18 protein-coding genes, 1 tRNA gene and 1 riboswitch are annotated in these 15,938 nt (G+C 71.7%); of the genes, 11 read left to right on the top strand and 8 right to left on the bottom strand.

Going from position 1 to position 15,938, the window contains the following annotated elements; translation table 11 throughout:
• The first annotated feature begins 191 nt into the window (after positions 1-191).
• The 3 genes from STTU_RS36045 to STTU_RS11155 all read left to right on the top strand — a co-directional run bounded on the left by STTU_RS36045 (position 192) and on the right by STTU_RS11155 (position 1,645).
• Positions 192-296, top strand: coding sequence for a putative leader peptide (locus STTU_RS36045; RefSeq protein ID WP_010295339.1), 105 nt, complete (start codon positions 192-194; stop codon positions 294-296).
• A 120-nt stretch (positions 297-416) separates the two neighbouring features.
• On the top strand, positions 417-695 hold the full coding sequence (locus tag STTU_RS11160; RefSeq protein WP_007822763.1) for a MoaD/ThiS family protein: 279 nt from the start codon (positions 417-419) through the stop codon (positions 693-695).
• Complete coding sequence (locus STTU_RS11155) at positions 695-1,645, top strand: PLP-dependent cysteine synthase family protein (RefSeq protein ID WP_007822762.1); 951 nt, start codon at positions 695-697, stop codon at positions 1,643-1,645. The genes STTU_RS11160 and STTU_RS11155 overlap by 1 nt, the downstream gene beginning before the upstream one ends.
• A 142-nt stretch (positions 1,646-1,787) precedes the next feature.
• Here STTU_RS11155 and STTU_RS11150 read toward each other — a convergent pair whose 3' ends face one another.
• A complete protein-coding gene (locus STTU_RS11150; RefSeq protein WP_007822760.1) occupies positions 1,788-2,234 on the bottom strand; it encodes a type II toxin-antitoxin system PemK/MazF family toxin in 447 nt (148 codons plus the stop codon).
• Positions 2,235-2,517: 283 nt separating this feature from the next.
• Here STTU_RS11150 and STTU_RS11145 point away from each other — a divergent pair, with 283 nt between their 5' ends.
• On the top strand, positions 2,518-3,270 hold the full coding sequence (locus tag STTU_RS11145; RefSeq protein WP_010263669.1) for an MBL fold metallo-hydrolase: 753 nt from the start codon (positions 2,518-2,520) through the stop codon (positions 3,268-3,270).
• A gap of 172 nt (positions 3,271-3,442) precedes the next feature.
• On the opposite strand, the gene STTU_RS11140 is transcribed toward STTU_RS11145, so the two are convergent.
• Positions 3,443-4,735, bottom strand: coding sequence for a PTS transporter subunit EIIC (locus STTU_RS11140; protein WP_043254845.1), 1,293 nt, complete (start codon positions 4,733-4,735; stop codon positions 3,443-3,445).
• Between the two features lie 148 nt (positions 4,736-4,883).
• Between STTU_RS11140 and STTU_RS11135 the strand changes: the two genes are divergently transcribed.
• The 4 genes from STTU_RS11135 to rdgB all read left to right on the top strand — a co-directional run bounded on the left by STTU_RS11135 (position 4,884) and on the right by rdgB (position 7,089).
• On the top strand, positions 4,884-5,117 hold the full coding sequence (locus STTU_RS11135) for a glucose PTS transporter subunit EIIB (protein ID WP_008745947.1): 234 nt from the start codon (positions 4,884-4,886) through the stop codon (positions 5,115-5,117).
• A gap of 66 nt (positions 5,118-5,183) precedes the next feature.
• On the top strand, positions 5,184-5,909 hold the full coding sequence (gene rph / locus STTU_RS11130; RefSeq protein ID WP_007822756.1) for a ribonuclease PH: 726 nt from the start codon (positions 5,184-5,186) through the stop codon (positions 5,907-5,909).
• A gap of 150 nt (positions 5,910-6,059) precedes the next feature.
• Positions 6,060-6,452, top strand: a complete 393-nt coding sequence (locus tag STTU_RS11125) for a hypothetical protein (RefSeq protein WP_037933231.1) — start codon at positions 6,060-6,062, stop codon at positions 6,450-6,452.
• A 34-nt stretch (positions 6,453-6,486) separates the two neighbouring features.
• Positions 6,487-7,089 (top strand): RdgB/HAM1 family non-canonical purine NTP pyrophosphatase, encoded by a 603-nt coding sequence (gene rdgB / locus STTU_RS11120; protein ID WP_007822753.1) that lies wholly within the window; start codon positions 6,487-6,489, stop codon positions 7,087-7,089.
• A 55-nt stretch (positions 7,090-7,144) separates the two neighbouring features.
• Here the strand turns inward: rdgB and STTU_RS11115 are convergent.
• From STTU_RS11115 to bcp, 5 genes are all read right to left on the bottom strand, one after another.
• Positions 7,145-7,219: transfer RNA gene (locus tag STTU_RS11115), tRNA-Leu, on the bottom strand.
• A 15-nt stretch (positions 7,220-7,234) separates the two neighbouring features.
• The gene (locus tag STTU_RS11110) at positions 7,235-8,059 is read right to left on the bottom strand and encodes an HNH endonuclease signature motif containing protein (RefSeq protein ID WP_043254843.1); all 825 of its coding nucleotides are present in this window, start codon (positions 8,057-8,059) and stop codon (positions 7,235-7,237) included.
• Complete coding sequence (locus STTU_RS11105; protein WP_043257295.1) at positions 8,056-8,556, bottom strand: HNH endonuclease signature motif containing protein; 501 nt, start codon at positions 8,554-8,556, stop codon at positions 8,056-8,058. The genes STTU_RS11110 and STTU_RS11105 overlap by 4 nt, the downstream gene beginning before the upstream one ends.
• Positions 8,557-8,828: 272 nt before the next feature.
• Complete coding sequence (gene proP / locus STTU_RS11100; protein WP_010263662.1) at positions 8,829-10,328, bottom strand: glycine betaine/L-proline transporter ProP; 1,500 nt, start codon at positions 10,326-10,328, stop codon at positions 8,829-8,831.
• Between the two features lie 121 nt (positions 10,329-10,449).
• The gene (gene bcp, locus STTU_RS11095) at positions 10,450-10,929 is read right to left on the bottom strand and encodes a thioredoxin-dependent thiol peroxidase (RefSeq protein WP_007822749.1); all 480 of its coding nucleotides are present in this window, start codon (positions 10,927-10,929) and stop codon (positions 10,450-10,452) included.
• A gap of 251 nt (positions 10,930-11,180) precedes the next feature.
• On the opposite strand from bcp, the gene STTU_RS11090 reads away from it, so the two are divergent.
• The 3 genes from STTU_RS11090 to sugE all read left to right on the top strand — a co-directional run bounded on the left by STTU_RS11090 (position 11,181) and on the right by sugE (position 12,489).
• Complete coding sequence (locus tag STTU_RS11090; protein ID WP_043254840.1) at positions 11,181-11,510, top strand: DUF3618 domain-containing protein; 330 nt, start codon at positions 11,181-11,183, stop codon at positions 11,508-11,510.
• Positions 11,511-11,666: 156 nt separating this feature from the next.
• Complete coding sequence (locus tag STTU_RS11085) at positions 11,667-11,969, top strand: GroES family chaperonin (protein ID WP_050781480.1); 303 nt, start codon at positions 11,667-11,669, stop codon at positions 11,967-11,969.
• Between the two features lie 99 nt (positions 11,970-12,068).
• A riboswitch (guanidine-III (ykkC-III) riboswitch) is annotated at positions 12,069-12,133 on the top strand.
• Positions 12,134-12,168: 35 nt separating this feature from the next.
• Positions 12,169-12,489, top strand: coding sequence for a quaternary ammonium compound efflux SMR transporter SugE (gene sugE, locus STTU_RS11080; protein WP_009068364.1), 321 nt, complete (start codon positions 12,169-12,171; stop codon positions 12,487-12,489).
• A gap of 153 nt (positions 12,490-12,642) precedes the next feature.
• Here sugE and STTU_RS11075 read toward each other — a convergent pair whose 3' ends face one another.
• Positions 12,643-15,831 carry a transglycosylase domain-containing protein gene (locus STTU_RS11075; RefSeq protein WP_234019214.1) on the bottom strand — a complete coding sequence of 1,063 codons (3,189 nt, stop codon included), beginning with the start codon at positions 15,829-15,831 and terminating at the stop codon, positions 12,643-12,645.
• Between the last annotated feature and the right edge of the window lie 107 nt (positions 15,832-15,938).

Below are 15,938 nucleotides of genomic sequence, written 5' to 3'. Positions count from 1 at the left end.
CGGGGGCGTATGGAGCCGGATGCGCCCGGCGCGGCGCCCGGCTCGGCGTCCGGCGCGGCGCCCGGCTCGGCCTCCGGTCCGGCTTCCGGTGGGCGGGGCCCGGGTGCCCCCGCGCCAGCATGTGAACGCCGGGCGTCCGCGCCTCGGGACACCCCTCCGGGAACCGGACCGGGAATCGTTACGATGCCCCCATGGTTGACCTCGACGTGCGTACACAGGAGCCGGGCACCCCGCTGCTCACGGCGCGTCGCCACGTCGACCTCTGCCGCGTCGCCGGCGCCCTCTGTCCGCGCTGAGCGCTGATCCCCCGCGCGCCGCGCCGGTCCCGGCGAGCGCACGCACCACGGCGCCCCACCCCCGCACCGCCGCAACGAGGCGCCCCCGCGCGCCCACGACCTCCCGAAAAGGAGACCGCCATGGCCATCGAGGTCCGCATCCCGACCATCCTCCGCACCTACACCGACGGCGCCAAGGCCGTCCAGGGCAGCGGGGACACGCTCGCCGAGCTGTTCGCCGACCTCGACAGCCGCCACGTCGGCATCCAGGAGCGCATCGTCGACGGCGGCAAGCTCCGACGCTTCGTCAACGTCTACCTCAACGACGAGGACGTCCGCTTCCTCGACGGCATCAGCACCAAGCTCAGCGACGGGGACAGCGTCACGATCCTCCCCGCCGTCGCCGGCGGCGCCCGCTGATGCGGTACGAGAGCGCTCTCGCCGCTGTCGGCAACACCCCGCTCGTCCAGCTCCCCCGGCTCACGCCGGGGGAGGGGGTCCGCCTGTGGGCCAAGCTGGAGGACCGCAACCCCACCGGATCCGTCAAGGACCGGCCCGCGCTCCACATGGTCGAGCAGGCCGAGAAGGACGGCCGTCTCACACCGGGCCGCACGATCCTGGAGCCCACGAGCGGCAACACCGGCATCTCGCTCGCCATGGCCGCCAAGCTCAAGGGCTACCGCATGGTCTGCGTCATGCCCGAGAACACCAGCCAGGAACGGCGCGAACTGCTCGCCATGTGGGGCGCCGAGATCATCCCCAGCCCGGCGGCGGGCGGCTCCAACACGGCCGTACGGGTCGCCAAGGAGCTCGCGGCGCAGCACCCCGACTGGGTCATGCTCTACCAGTACGGGAACCCGGACAACGCGGGCGCCCACTACGCCACGACCGGCCCCGAACTGCTCGCCGACCTCCCCTCGGTCACCCACTTCGTCGCGGGACTCGGCACCACCGGCACCCTCATGGGCGTCGGCCGCTACCTGCGCGAGCACAAGCCGGACGTCAAGATCGTCGCCGCCGAGCCCCGTTACGACGACCTCGTCTACGGCCTCCGCAACCTCGACGAGGGCTTCGTCCCCGAGCTGTACGACGAGAGCGTCCTCACCACCCGCTTCTCCGTCGGCTCCGCCGACGCCGTCACCCGCACCCGCCAACTCCTCCAGGAGGAAGGCATCTTCGCGGGCATCTCCACCGGCGCGGCGCTCCACGCGGCCATCGGCATGGGCAAGAAGGCCGTCAAGGCGGGCGAGGAGGCCGACATCGCCTTCGTCGTCGCTGACGGCGGCTGGAAGTACCTCTCGACGGGCGTCTACACGGCACCGACGACGGAAGAGGCGATCGCGACCCTGCAGGGCCAGCTCTGGGCCTGAGCGGTCGCACGGCGGCGGGCGCGCGGCGCCGCCTCGGCAGCGTCGTGGTGGGGGCCGGTGCGCTGCGGCCTCCACGACGTCCGCGGCCTGCGGACTCCGCCGGACGGGCTCGGAGGGGTGGGGCGGGCGGGCCGGGCCCCCTTCATCCCTTCCGCACCCGCTCCCACACCCCCGCGTCCACCGCGCCCGCGCGCCGCCGGAAATCCCGCAGCGGCACCTTCCGCCGCTCCCGCGTCTCCAGGTAGCTGCGCCGCCCCTCGCGGTCGTCCACCGCGCCGGGCGGCAGCGCCACGACCCCGTCGCGCTCCGGGTGCTGACGGCTCGTGATCTTCATGACCCGCGCCGCGCGCGGCCCCACCGACAGCACCAGGCACGGCCGGTCCTTCGCCCCGGGCCCGTCCTCGAACGGCACCAGCGCCCACCAGATCTCACCGGGCCGCGGCTCCCTCGCCCGTGCCCCACCGGGCCCGCGCGGCGGACGCCGCCGCCCCCGGGGCCCCCGGTCACTGCGCCCCCACGCGTCGACGCACGACACGAGCAGCCCGAGCACCACCACACCGGCCAGCAACCACCACCACGACACACCCATACCCGCGACGGTACCCGCGCCCCGCCCACGTACCCGCGCCCACCGGGGGACCCGCACCGGCCGAGGGACCCGCGCCCGCCGGTGGCCCCACCCGCCGGGGGACCCGGGCCCGCCAGGGACCCGCGTCCAGGCGGGGACCGCCCCCCACCCCTCACGGGTGGTCTTGCCGGTGACTTCTCCCACAACCCGCCGCAGGCGTGAAGCCGCCCACCGGCACTCCCCGTACGCTCGACGGATCGCACCCGCACCCCGCTCACCCCGTCCGCGCGGAGGTTCCCGCTTCATGAAGCTCACCGTCGTCGGCTGCTCGGGCTCGATCCCGTCCGTGGACTCGCCCTGCTCCAGCTACCTCGTAGAGGCCGACGGCTTCCGGCTGCTCCTCGACATGGGCAATGGCGCCCTCGGCGAGCTGCAGCGCCACATCGGCCTGAACGAACTCGACGCCGTCGTCCTCAGCCACCTGCACGCCGATCACTGCATCGACATGTGCGCGTACTTCGTCGTGCGCTACTACAACGCCGACCCCCTCACCACCGGGCCGCTGCCGGTATACGGTCCCGAGGGCACCGAGGAACGCCTCACCGCGGGACACGGCGACACCCCCACGCGCTCCGCGATGGCCGAGGTCTTCGATTTCCACACCCTCAAACCGGGCAGTTTCCGCATCGGACCCTTCACGCTCCACGCCGAGCAGGTCCGCCACCCGGTCGAGGCGTACGGATTCCGCGTCGAGCACGAGGGCCGCTCCCTCACGTACTCCGGGGACACGGGCCCGGCCGCCGCACTCGACCAACTCGCCGCCGACAGCGACCTGTTCCTGTGCGAAGCCGCCTTCACCGACGGCAAGGAGGAGATCCCCGACCTCCACCTCAACGGCCGCGACGCCGGCGAGAGCGCCCAGCGCGCGGGCGCCCGCCGCCTCGTCCTCACCCACATCCCCCCGTGGACCGACCCCCAGCTCAACCTGACGGCCGCCCGCGAGGTCTACGAGGGTCCCGTCGAACTCGCGCACACCGGCGCCGTCTACGAAATCTGAGCCCCGCACCCCACGCGCCACGGCCCCTTCCGCCCCACGGGAAGGGGCCCTCGTCATGCGCTCCGAGGCGCCGTCCCCCCGGCGTGCGCCCCCACGGGCCACGGGCGAGAACCGCGCGCCCCCCACAGGCCCCGGGCGAGACCCGCCCGGGGCCCCGGCCCGCACCGCCCCCTCACGCCCGCGTCTCGTCCTCCAGTTCCTCCTCCGGCTCCCGCCCCGGCGTCTTCAGGTCGAACCGCGTGATCGCGAAGCGGAACACCACGTAGTACACGACCGCCGCACACGCCCCGATGATCAGCAACAGCCACGGTTTCGTCGCCAGCGACCAGTTGATGACGTAGTCGATCAGCCCCGCCGAGAAACTGAAGCCGTCCTTCGCACCCAGCGCCCAGGACACCGCCATCGAGACACCCGTCAGCACCGCGTGCACCGCGTACAGCAACGGCGCCACGAACAGGAACGAGTACTCGATCGGCTCCGTGATCCCAGTGACGAACGAGGTCAGCGCGACCGACAGCATCAGCCCGCCCACCTCCTTGCGCCGGTGCGGCTTCGCGCAGTGCGTGATCGCCAGCGCGGCGGCGGGCAGCGCGAACATCATGATCGGGAAGAACCCCGTCAGGAACTGCCCCGCACTCGGGTCACCCGCCAGGAAGCGGTTGATGTCCCCGTGCACGATGTCGCCGTCGGCCGCCTTGAAGTCCCCGAACTGGAACCACACGAACGTGTTCAGGAACTGGTGCAGCCCCACCACGAGCAGCGCCCGGTTCGCGACCCCGAACACCCCCGAACCCCACGCCCCCGCGTCCGACAACCACTCCCCGAAACTCGTCAGCCCGTCCCCGATCGGCTGCCACGCCCACGCCGCGAGCCCCCCGAGCAGCAGCCCGATGAACGCCATCAGGATCGGCACGAGCCGCCGCCCGTTGAAGAACCCCAGCCAGTCCACGAGCTTCGTCCGGTAGAACCGCCGCCACACGTACGCCGAGATCAGCCCGATCACGATCCCGCCGAACACCCCCGGGTTCTGGTACGTCGCCGCCGTGAACGCCTTCCCCGCGTAGTCGACGCACCCCCCGTCCACCGCCTCCTGCCCCCGCGGGCAGTCCACCGGGAACGCCTGGAGCACCGCGTAGAAGACCAGGAACCCCGTCACCGCCGCGAGCGCCGTCGAACCGTCCGACTTCTTCGCCATGCCGATCGCGACACCCACGCAGAACAGCAACGGCAGCCCCAGCGTGGAATCCAGCAGCGCCCCGCCCGCCGCGTCGATCACCTTCGCGACGTTCGTCCACCCCAGGCCGTCGTCGCCGAAGACGTCCGGCTGGCCCAGCCGGTTGAGAATCCCCGCCGCGGGCAGCACCGCGATCGGCAACTGGAGCGAACGCCCCATCTTCTGCAAGCCCTGGAAGAACTTCCCCCACGGCCCCGGCCCCGCCGTCGCCGCACTCGTCGCCGCGCTCATCCGCATTCCTCCCGTGCCGACCGGGCCGCGCCCCTGCTGAGCGTCATGATTCGGCACCCCGGTTCCCGTCGCCCGTGAAGATGGGCCAACGGTGAGTTAACGTGACAAAACCCCCATCACGGAGCACCGGGCACAAGGAGCGTGGCGCATGGCCAGCAAGGCGGAGAAGATCGTCGCCGGACTCGGCGGCCTCGACAACATCAGCGACATCGAGGGCTGCATCACCCGGCTGCGCACCGAGGTCTACGACGCCTCCAAGGTCGACGAGGCCGCCCTCAAGGCCGCGGGCGCCCACGGCGTCGTCAAGATGGGCACCGCCATCCAGGTCGTCATCGGCACCGACGCCGACCCCATCGCGGCGGACATCGAAGACATGATGTGACCGGTCCTCCCGGCGGCGTGGGGGACGCGGAACAGGCGTCCCCCACGACCAACTAGGCTCAGCCGCATGTCACGCATCGACGGCCGCACCCCCGACCAGCTCCGCCCCGTCTCCATCGAACGCGGCTGGAGCAAGCACGCCGAAGGCTCCGTACTCGTCTCCTTCGGCGACACCCGCGTCCTGTGCACCGCCTCCTTCACCGAAGGCGTGCCGCGCTGGCGCAAGGGCAGCGGCGAGGGCTGGGTCACCGCCGAGTACGCGATGCTCCCGCGCGCCACCAACACCCGCGGCGACCGCGAGTCCGTCCGCGGCAAGATCGGCGGGCGCACCCACGAGATCTCCCGCCTCATCGGCCGCAGCCTCCGCGCCGTCGTCGACACCCGCGCCCTCGGCGAGAACACCGTCGTCCTCGACTGCGACGTCCTCCAGGCCGACGGCGGCACCCGCACCGCCGCCATCACCGGCGCGTACGTCGCCCTCGCCGACGCCGTCCGCTGGGCGCAGGGCAAGAAGCTCGTCAAGGCCGGACGCGTCCCGCTGCGCGACACCGTCTCGGCCGTCTCCGTCGGCATCGTCGACTCCGTCCCGTACCTCGACCTGCGGTACGAGGAGGACGTGCGCGCCGAGACCGACATGAACGTCGTCCGCACCGGCGACGGCCGTTTCGTCGAGGTCCAGGGCACCGCCGAGGCCGCGCCCTTCGACCGTGCCGAGCTGGACGCGCTCCTCGATCTCGCGAGCGCGGGCTGCGCCGACCTGGCGGCCCTCCAGCGCGAGGCGCTCGAAGGCTGAGCCGCACGCGCGGGTAAAGAGAACGCCAAGCGAAGTACGGGCCACGGGCAACCGAACAACCGTCCACAGCGTCATCCCGCATGACGGAGACCCGGGGGAGGCCACTCCTCCGGGTCTCGACCCGCTGTGGACGAAAGGGACCGCCCGCTCATGCCCGCGCACCGCCGAGCCCGCCGCACCGCCGCCGCCCTCCTCCTGGCCGCCCTCCCGCTGCTGGGCCTCACCGCTTGCGACGCCGCGCAGAAGGCGCTCGACTGCGTCCACACCGCCGACACCATCGCGGACCACGTCACCAACCTCCAGCAGTCCGCCGACAGCCTCGGCAACGACCCCCTCGACCCCGACGCCGAACTCGGCGCCATCGACAAGGACCTCGACGCCCTCCGCAAGAAGGCCGACGACGCGGACCTCAAGGAAGCGCTCGACGGGCTCGGCAGGGCCGTCGACGAGGTACGGGCCGATGTCGCCGCCGGGGACGAGACGCCCGACCTCGACCCGCTCACCGACGCGGCGGGCGAGCTGACGAAGGTCTGCACCCCGTGACCCGCGCCGTCACCGCCGCGGAATACTGGCGTCCATGACCCGTCTCATCCTCGCCACCCGCAACGCCGGCAAAGTCACCGAGCTCCACGCCATCCTCAGCGAGGCGGGGCTCGGGCACGAACTCGTCGGGGCCGACGCGTACCCGGAGATCCCCGACGTCAAGGAGACGGGCGTCACCTTCGCCGAGAACGCCCTCCTGAAGGCCCACGCCCTGGCGCGGGCGACGGGCCTGCCCGCCGTGGCCGACGACTCCGGCCTCTGCGTGGACGTCCTCGGCGGAGCCCCCGGGATCTTCTCGGCCCGCTGGTCCGGCCGCCACGGCGACGACGAGGCGAACCTGGACCTCCTCCTGGCCCAGCTCTCCGACATCGCCCCCGAGCACCGCGCGGCCGGCTTCGCCTGCGCGGCGGCCCTGGCCCTCCCGGACGGCACGGAACGCGTGGTCGAGGGCCACCTGCGCGGCACCCTCCGCCTCGCCCCGGCGGGCGGGAACGGCTTCGGCTACGACCCGGTCCTGCAGCCGGAAGGCCTGGACCGCACCTGCGCCGAACTGACCCCGGCGGAGAAGAACGCGATCAGCCACCGGGGCAAGGCGTTCCGGGCGCTGGTGCCGGTGGTGCGGGAACTGGTGGGCTGAGAGCTCCCGGCGGCACGAGGAAGGGGCGCCTCACATGAGGCGCCCCTTCCGTGCGTGAACCCGATGGGATTCGAACCCATGACACCTGGGACCTAAACCCAGTCCCTCTAGCCAGCTGGGGTACGGGTCCAGCGTCAGACTTGTATCACCTCCTGGCCCCACCGGCAAAAGTGGCGGTCTGGCTGTGGCAGTTGGGACACAGGTACCGCAGGTTCTCCGCCCGGTTGTCCCGCCAGTCGCCGTTGACGTGGTCGATCTCCAACATCAGCGGGCGCCCGCGGTACCGCGTCCCCAGACCGCACTTCTCGCAGACGTGCGGGCGGCCGATCTCGCTCAGGGCGCGGCGGAGCATCTCGCCCGAGGTACGTACTGCCGTCGGCGGTTTCACGACGAGCACCGCCGATGCGGGTTTGCGCCGGCGTGGGATGCCTTTCCGGCTTGCCTGGCCCAGGAAGTGGGCCGTGGAGATGCCGTTCCGCTCACATACGTCCCGCAGGCGTCGGCGCGCACCAGTCTGGGGCTCCAGGCCGAGCAGACGGAGCGCCTCGGCCGCGGACCGGGCCTCGGCCACCGCCTTGCGCACCCTGCCCGGGGACGGATTCGCCGATGACGGGTTCGTGCGCGAGAGGTGCGAGATGTCGATGCCGAACTGTTCGATGCGCTTGCGGACGAGGCTGTAGGGGACGTCGCCCTCCGGGAGCCCCAGTCGGGTGCCCACTTCCCGCAGGCTTTTCGCTCCCCTGACCGCTTCGGCCAAGGCTTCGCGGGTGTACGCGACGGGTTCTCTCGCCGGAAGAACGCTCGGCCGGAAGTGGCTGGTGTCGATCCCGTAGTGGCGGAGTCGCTGCTCCACGTACCGCATCACCGTCCTGGATACCGGTGCCCCGATCCGGTCGAGCAGCTCCAGCAGACTGCCGCTGGCAGGAGCCGCATCGGCGAGGAGGGACCGGGGGTACTTCGGGGCGCTCATCGGGCGCGCCGCCTACGGCGGAAGGTGTCCGTCATCGAGTGGCAGTTCGGGCAGAGCAGCCGCAGATTCCCGATCCGGTTGTCCCGCCAGTCGCCGTCGATGTGGTCGACCTCCAGGCGCAACGGCTCGCCCCTCCATTCGGGGCCGATTCCACAGTCGGCGCACACCTCCACCCGGCCGGTGGCCAGGAGCGCCCGTTTCAGCCGCCGCCCGGGGACGCGGCGAGTCCTGTCGGGCTCGAAGGTGAGGAGTTCGGCTGCCGTCCACCTGCGGACGCCCTGGCGTGGCGCGCTGCCCCTGACCCGTACGAAGTGCGATGTGTCGATGCCCAGCTTGGTGATCCTGCGGCTCAGGTGGGTGTGCCAGCCCCCCACCTGGTCGATCCCCAGGCGTGACAGCACCTCGTACATGGTGTGCGAGGCCGCGACCACCTCCGTGAGTTCCGCCCGCGTCCACCGGCCGCGTTCGTCCTCCAGCCGGTCCAAGTCGAGGCCCATCGCTTTCATGCGTCGTCGCAGGTATGTGCGTCGCTCGCGGTTCTCCGGTCCCACCCCCAGCCGTTCCATCACCTCCCTCAGCGTCCGCGCCCCCGCGAAGCCCCCCGCAGCTCCTCGTCCGTATACCTGACCGCCATCCCGCACCCCGTTCGATCGAGCGTCCACCCCGCACAACGACACCCGTTCGACCGAGGTCACCCCGAACAGCGGAACGCCCCGCACCTTCACCGGTGCGGGGCGTTCCGCTGTGTGGGGATCGGATCGTCGGGTTGTCAGAACTTCGGTTCCGGGGTCTGGGCCTGGACGAGTTCGACCGCCTCCTCCTCCGTCTCCACCGACGGGGGTGAGCCCGCCAGCGGGAGGTTCGCCGTTTCCTTGAGGCACAGGACCGCGATCACGCCCACCACGGCCGCCGCCGTCGCGTAGTAGGCCGGCATCAGGTTCGTGTCGAAGGCGCTGATCAGGGCGGTGATCACGAGGGGGGTCGTGCCGCCGAAGATCGAGGTGGCCAGGTTGTAGGAGACCGAGAGGGAGCCGTAGCGGACCTGTGTCGGGAAGATCGCCGGGAGTGCCGCCGACATCGTGCCGAGGAGGCAGACCAGTGAGAGACCCAGGAGGAGCAGGCCCACGGCGATCAGGACGACGCTGCCCTGGCGGATGAGGAGGAAGGACGGGAGCGAGAGGACCAGGAAGCCGATCATCCCGGCCATCAGGAGCGGCTTGCGGCCCACGCGGTCCGAGAGGCGGCCCACCTGCTGGAGCAGGCACATCTGCACGACCATCACGAGGAGCAGGATCAGCAGCCCCTTGTTGGTCCCGTAACCGAGTTCGTCGGAGAGGTACGTCGGCATGTAGGACAGCAGCATGTAGTCGGTGATGTTGTACGCCGCGACGAGCGCGAGGCACAGGACCAGCGGGCGCCAGTACTGCGTGAAGATCTTGCCGAGGTCGGAGGCGGCGGAGGTCTCGACCGCGTCGGCGGCCTCGCTGGCCCGTACCTGACCGCCCTCCAGCTTCTGGAACGCGGGGGTCTCGTCGAGCTTCATCCGCAGCCACAGGCCGATGAAGCCGAGCGGCGCGGCGACGAGGAAGGGGATGCGCCAGCCCCAGTGGAGCATCTGGTCGTCGCTGAAGAACGTGGTCAGGAGGACGACGAGGCCGGAGGCGGCCACGTATCCGGCGAGGGTGCCGAATTCGAGGAAGCTGCCGAAGAAGCCGCGCCGCTTGTCGGGCGCGTACTCGGCGATGAACGTCGAGGCGCCCCCGTACTCGCCGCCCGTCGAGAAGCCCTGGACGAGGCGGAAGAAGATCAGCAGGATCGGCGACCAGATGCCGATCGTGGCGTGCGAGGGGATGAGGCCGATGGCGAGGGTGCCGATCGACATCATGATCATCGTGATGGCGAGGATCGACTTGCGGCCGATCTTGTCGCCGAGGGGGCCGAAGACGGCGCCGCCGATGGGGCGGACGAGGAAGGCGACGGCGAAGGTCGCGAAGGAGGAGAGGAGCTGGGCGGTGTCGTTCCCCGAGGGGAAGAACACCTTGCCCAGCGTCGACGCGAGATAGCTGTAGATCCCGAAGTCGTACCACTCCATGGCGTTGCCGAGCATGGCCGCTTTGGTGGCCCGCTTGACCGCCGCCTCGTCGGTCACGGTGATGTCGCTGCGGCGCAGCTTGGGGTTGCGCCGTTTGTCGATCGCGCGGAAGAGCACCCGGTGGCGTCTGACCGCGGCGGGGTCCACCACCGGCTCGTCGTTGTCGGTCGCCGCCATCACGGTGTTCCTTTCGCCGGTCCTGTTGCCAAGCTGAACACCTGCGCGCTTCTGCCGCGCTCAAACAAACTCGTTCAGGGGGCACCGATCCGGCTACCGACAGTCACGATTGTGTCCGGTTTCAGGCGTTTTCGGCGAGGCCCAGGTCACGGATGATCTTCGCGACGTGCCCGGTGGCCTTGACGTTGTAGAGGGCGCGCTCGACCTTGCCCTCCTCGTCCACGACGATCGTGGAGCGGATGACGCCGGTGACGGTCTTGCCGTAGAGCTTCTTCTCGCCGAAGGCGCCGTACTCCTCCATGACCGCCTTCGAGGGGTCGGAGACGAGCGTGACGCGCAGGTCCTCCTTCTCGCGGAACTTGGCGAGCTTCTCGGGCTTGTCGGGCGAGACGCCGATGACGTCGTAGCCCTCGCCCGCGAGGAGGTCGAGGTTGTCCGTGAAGTCGCACGCCTGCTTGGTGCAGCCGGGGGTGAGCGCGGCGGGGTAGAAGTAGACGATCACTTTCCGTCCGCGATGGGCGGAGAGCGAGATCTCCTTGCCGTCGGCGTCCGGAAGGGTGAAGTCGGGGGCGGGGTCGCCGGGCTGAAGGCGCTCGCTCATGGGGTGCTCCTGTTTCCGGGAGGGATGACGGGGTACGCCGCCGAGCCTAAGCCAGCGCGCGGGCGGTACCGGGCGGGGCCCGGACGGTCCGTACCTGGTTCGTGCGGTCCGTACAGGGGGTGCCGAGGGGTGCGCGGGCGGTACAACTGACAGACTGTCGTGCTACGGGCCCCGAGCGGGGCGCGGACAGTGCACAGGAGCGACGGGTGCCCCGATCACGGGCCCCCGGACACGACGACGGAGGCAACGCGGTGTCGGAAGCGGATGCCAGGACCCCTGCGGAGATCGAGGCGGACATCAGGCGCCGGCGTGTGCTGCTGGCCGAGACCCTCGACGAGATCGGGGTGCGCGTGCACCCGAAGACGATCGTGGGCGATGCGAAGGCGAAGGCGACGGCGAAGGTCGATCAGACCCTCGGGCGGGCTTATGTGGGGGTGAACCGCACGCTCGGCGGGGTGCGCGCGAAGTTCGTGGACGAGGAGGGCAGCCCGCGCCTGGAGCGGATCGTGCCGGTCGCGCTGCTCGCGGTGGGCGTGGTCGGGCTCGTGGTGGTCTCGGGGCGGCGGAGCGGGAAGAGGTGACGCGGCCCGGGGACCGGACACCGGTCCGTGCCCCGGGTGCCGGGGTTCCGTGCGGGCCGTACGGGGCCCCGGGTTAGATTTCCTGGCGTGAGCGAGAACCACGGCACGAACCAGGCCCACGGCACGCAGGCCCACGACGACAAGCTGCCCATCCGGATGCTGCACGACCGCGTCCTGGTGCGGAGCGACAACCCCGAGGGGGAGCGTCGCTCGGGCGGCGGGATCGTCATTCCGGCGACGGCGGCGGTGGGGCGGCGCCTCGCCTGGGCGCGCGTGGCCGCGGTGGGGCAGAACGTGCGGACGGTGGAGCCGGGGGACCGGGTGCTCTACGACCCGGAGGACCGCGCGGAGGTGGAGGTGCGCGGGGTCGCGTACGTCCTGATGCGGGAGCGGGACCTGCACGCGGTGGCCGCCGACCGCTTCGAGGGCGCGGAGGACTCGACGGGTCTGTATCTCTGACGTCCACGCCTCTGACGTCCACGTCTCTGGCGTCCGCAGCTCTGACGTCCGCGCCGAGGGCCCCGGGTGGTGACAGGAGTCACCTGCCCGGGGCCCTCGGTGTTGCTAGCCTCGGAAGTACCCCGACGAGACGCGCCGTACCGGGTCACGAAAGACGACGCACCCCTGTTCGCGTTCTTTCGTTCGGAGGTGTCCCGTCATGGCGTGGATCGCTGTGATCATCGCGGGTCTGCTCGAAGTGGCCTGGTCGATCGGCATGAAGTACACGCACGGTTTCACGCGGCTCGTGCCGAGTCTGTTCACGGGCGCGGGGATCGTGGCCTCGATGCTGCTGCTCGCCTACGCGGCGAAGACGCTGCCGATCGGCACGGCCTACGGGGTGTGGGTCGGGATCGGCGCCGCGGGCGCGGCCGTGCTCGGCATGGTGGTGCTCGGCGAGCCGGCGACGGCGGCGCGGATCTTCTTCGTGTCGCTGCTCGTGGTGGCCGTGGTGGGCCTGAAGGTCACGTCGGGGCACTGAGGCAAGGAGAGCGGGCGCCGTCCGGGTGGACGGCGCCCGCTCTCGTGCGCGGGGCCTCCTGCGCGCGCGAACCCGCTCTCGTGCGCGGGCCCGCTCGCGTAGGGGTACGGGCCCGCCCCCGTACGTCCGGAGGCGGGCCCGTACCCGTCGCGGTCAGCCGCCGCCCAGGATGCCGCCCGGGGTGCCGCCGCCGGGCTGTTCGCCGCCGCCTCCCGGGTCGCCGTCCTGGCCGCCGGGGTCTCCGGCGCCGCCGGGGCCCGTGCCGCCGGCGTCGCCGCCCGGGTCGGTGCCACCGGGCCCGGTGCCGGGGTCGCCGCCGCCCGGGTCCGTGGCGCCGCCGGTCGGTTCGCCGCCGCCGGGGGGTGTCACGGTGCCGCCGGGGGGAGTGCTGCCCGTGGCGCCGGTGCCGTTCTGCTCGCCGGTGCCGTTCTGGCCGTCGTCGGAGGGGGTCGAGGACGTCGGGTTGCTCGGGCTCGTTCCCGTGCTCGGGCTGTTGCTGCTGCTCGGGGCCTGCGAGACGGGCGGCTTGCGCTTGGCGCCCTTGGCGAGCTTGAGGTCGAAGTCGTGCGCCTTCTTGCCCTTGAGCGCCTGCTTGACGTACTGCGACCAGATCTCGGTGGGCGGGCCGCCGCCGTTCATGCGGGCGACGCCGAGCGCCCCGTACAGCGGGACGTGCTTGGCGGTCTTCGGGTCCTGGCCCATGACCGAGACGACCGTCGCGAGGTCGGGGGTGTACCCGGCGAAGAGCGCGGCGGTGTCCTCCTCTGCGGTGCCCGTCTTGCCCGCCGCGGGGCGGCCGGCGCCCCGGGCGGCCATCGCGGTGCCCTTCTCGACGACGCTCTGGAGGATCGCCGTCGTGGTGTCGGCGGCCGTGCGCCGGACCGCCTGCGTGGAGTGGTGGCCGGGCAGCTCGACCCGCTTGCCGTCGCGGTCGGTGATCTTGACGACGAGCTGGGCGGAGTGGTGCTTGCCGTGGTTGGCGAGCGTCGCGTACGCCTCGGTCATGCGCAGCACGCTCGGGGTGGCGGTGCCGAGTGCGATCGAGGGGTACGGGGCCAGGGACGGGGTGCCCTTGGCGAGGCCGAGGGCCTCGGCGGTCTTCTTGACCTTCGCGGGCCCGACGTCGACGGCCATCTGCGCGTACACCGAGTTGACGGACTTGTCGGTGGCGACGCTGACGGGGATGCGGCCGTAGTCGCGCTCGTCCTCGTTCTCGGGGCTGAACGGGATGGAGCTGCCCTTGACGGGGCGCTTGCTGGTGCCGTCGTACATCGTGGCGGGCATGATCGTCTGGCCGTCCTGCGTCGTGGAGTGGTTCTCCAGCGCGGAGGTGAAGACGAAGGGCTTGAACGTCGAGCCGACCTGGAAGTCGGCGCGGGTCGCGTTGTTGGTGAACTGCTTCACCCAGTCGATGCCGCCGTACATCGCGACGACCTGGCCGGTCTTCGGGTCGATGGAGGCGGCGCCCGCGCGGACGTTGCGGTCGGCGGGGCGGTTCTTCTTGTCGAGCTTGTCGATGAGCTGGTCGTTCACCGCCTTGACCAGGGCGTCCTGGTTGCTCTTCTTGAACGTGGTGGTGATGCGGTAGCCCTGGTTGGTGAGGTGGTTCTTGTCGATGCCGTTCTCGGCGAGGTAGTTCTTGACGGCCTCGACGAGGTAGCCGCGCTGGCCCGAGAGCGAGGAGTTGGTGCTCGTGGGCTCCTTGGGCATCGGGAACTTCGCCTTCGCCCGGTCGGCCGCCGTCATCCAGTGCTGCTTGACCATGCCGTCGAGCACGTAGGACCACCGGGCCTCGGCGGCGCGCTTGTTCTCGGGGTAGACGACGACGTCGTACGCGGAGGGGGCGTTGAGGAGCGAGGCGAGGTAGGCGCCCTCGGGGACGGTGAGCTGGCCGACGTCCTTGTCGTAGTAGGCACGCGCGGCGGCCTGGATGCCGTAGGCGTTGCGGCCGAAGTAGCTCGTGTTGAGGTAGCCCTCCAGGATCTCGTCCTTGCTCTTCTCGCGGTCGAGCTTGAGCGAGATGAAGAACTCCTTCGCCTTCCGGGTGACGGTCTGGTCCTGGTCCAGGTAGTAGTTCTTGACGTACTGCTGCGTGATCGTCGAGCCGGACTGCTTGCCCTTGCCGGTCGCGGTGTTCCACGCGGCGCGGACCATGGCCGCCGGGTCGACGGCGGACTCGCTGTAGAAGTCGCGGTCCTCGGCGGCGAGCACGGTGCGCTGGACGGACTTGGGGATCTCGGAGAGCTTCACGTTGACGCGGTTGACGGTGCCGTCGCGCGCGAGGAGGGTGCCGTCCGCGTAGTAGTAGACGTTGCTCTGGAGCTGGGCGTCCTGGTTGCCCTCGGGGATGTCGGTGGTCGCGTAGCCGACGGCGAAGGCGCCGCCGAGGAGCAGGATCAGCAGGACGAGGCCGCCGAGGGTCATGCGCCAGGTCGGGAAGAGGCGGCGCCAGCCCTTGCGCTTGCGGGACTTGCGGCCCTTCTTCTTCTTGGGCTGCTCGGGTCCGTCGCCGTCGTCGGCGGCCATGGCGGCGGTGCCGGTGTCGCCGGGCGGAGGGGGAGTGCCGGGCGGACCCGCGGGGACGGGGGCGGTGGGCCCGGCCTTCGCGGGGGTGCCCTTTCCGGCCTTCCCGGGGCGCCCGGAGCCTTTGGCGCCCGGGACACGCAGCTGGGTCGTGCGTTCGGCGGGGATCTCTTTCGGGGGATCGGTGGGGGAGGGCTGGGCGGGCTTGTCGCCGGGGGCGGGCGTGCCGCCCGGGGTGGGCTTGTCACTCGCGGGGGGCTTGTCGCCCGGGGCGGTCTTGGCGTCCGCCGGGGCGGCCTTGGCGTCCGCCTTGGTGCCGAGGGTCGCCTTGGCGCCCGCTGTGGCGCCCGGGGCCGCATTGGCGCCCGCTGTGGGCTCGCTCCCCGGCGCCGCCTCGGCAGGCTTGGCGGCGTCGGTGGCCTTCGCGCTCCCGGTGGCCTTCGCGGAGCCCGTGCCCTTCGCGGCCCCCGTGCCCTTCGCGTCGCCCGTGCCCTTCGCGGGGCCGGTGGGCTGCTCGCTCGCGGCGGCGTCGGGCTTCGGGGCCCCGGCGCCTTCCGCCTTCGAGGCGTCAGGCTTCGCTCCCGGTACGGGCTTCGCGGCGCGCGAGGCCCCCGCCCCCGGCTTCGTACCGCCGGGGACCGCCCCCGCCGTCCCTCCCGGCCCGTCCCCCGCCGTGCTCCGCGCCGCCGCCTGTCCCTCGCGTGATTCCTTCCGCTCGTTCCCCTCGTCGCGCCGGGACGTCCCGGCCTCTTGCTTCCGGGATGTCGTGCCGTCCCCGGTGTGGTCGCCGTCGCCGTGCTGCTGCGGCTCGTCGGTCATGTTGTGCGGAACTCCTGCTTCGCTTCGTGCACCCGGTGCCCACGTACGCACCGAGGCGCGGGGCGGTCGGAACACGGTGCCCGCCTCGGCGGCTCGTGATTCCCTCC

Source organism: Streptomyces sp. Tu6071 (assembly GCF_000213055.1).
Lineage (GTDB): Bacteria > Actinomycetota > Actinomycetes > Streptomycetales > Streptomycetaceae > Streptomyces > Streptomyces evansiae.
This window is presented reverse-complemented; position numbering and strand designations above follow the sequence as displayed.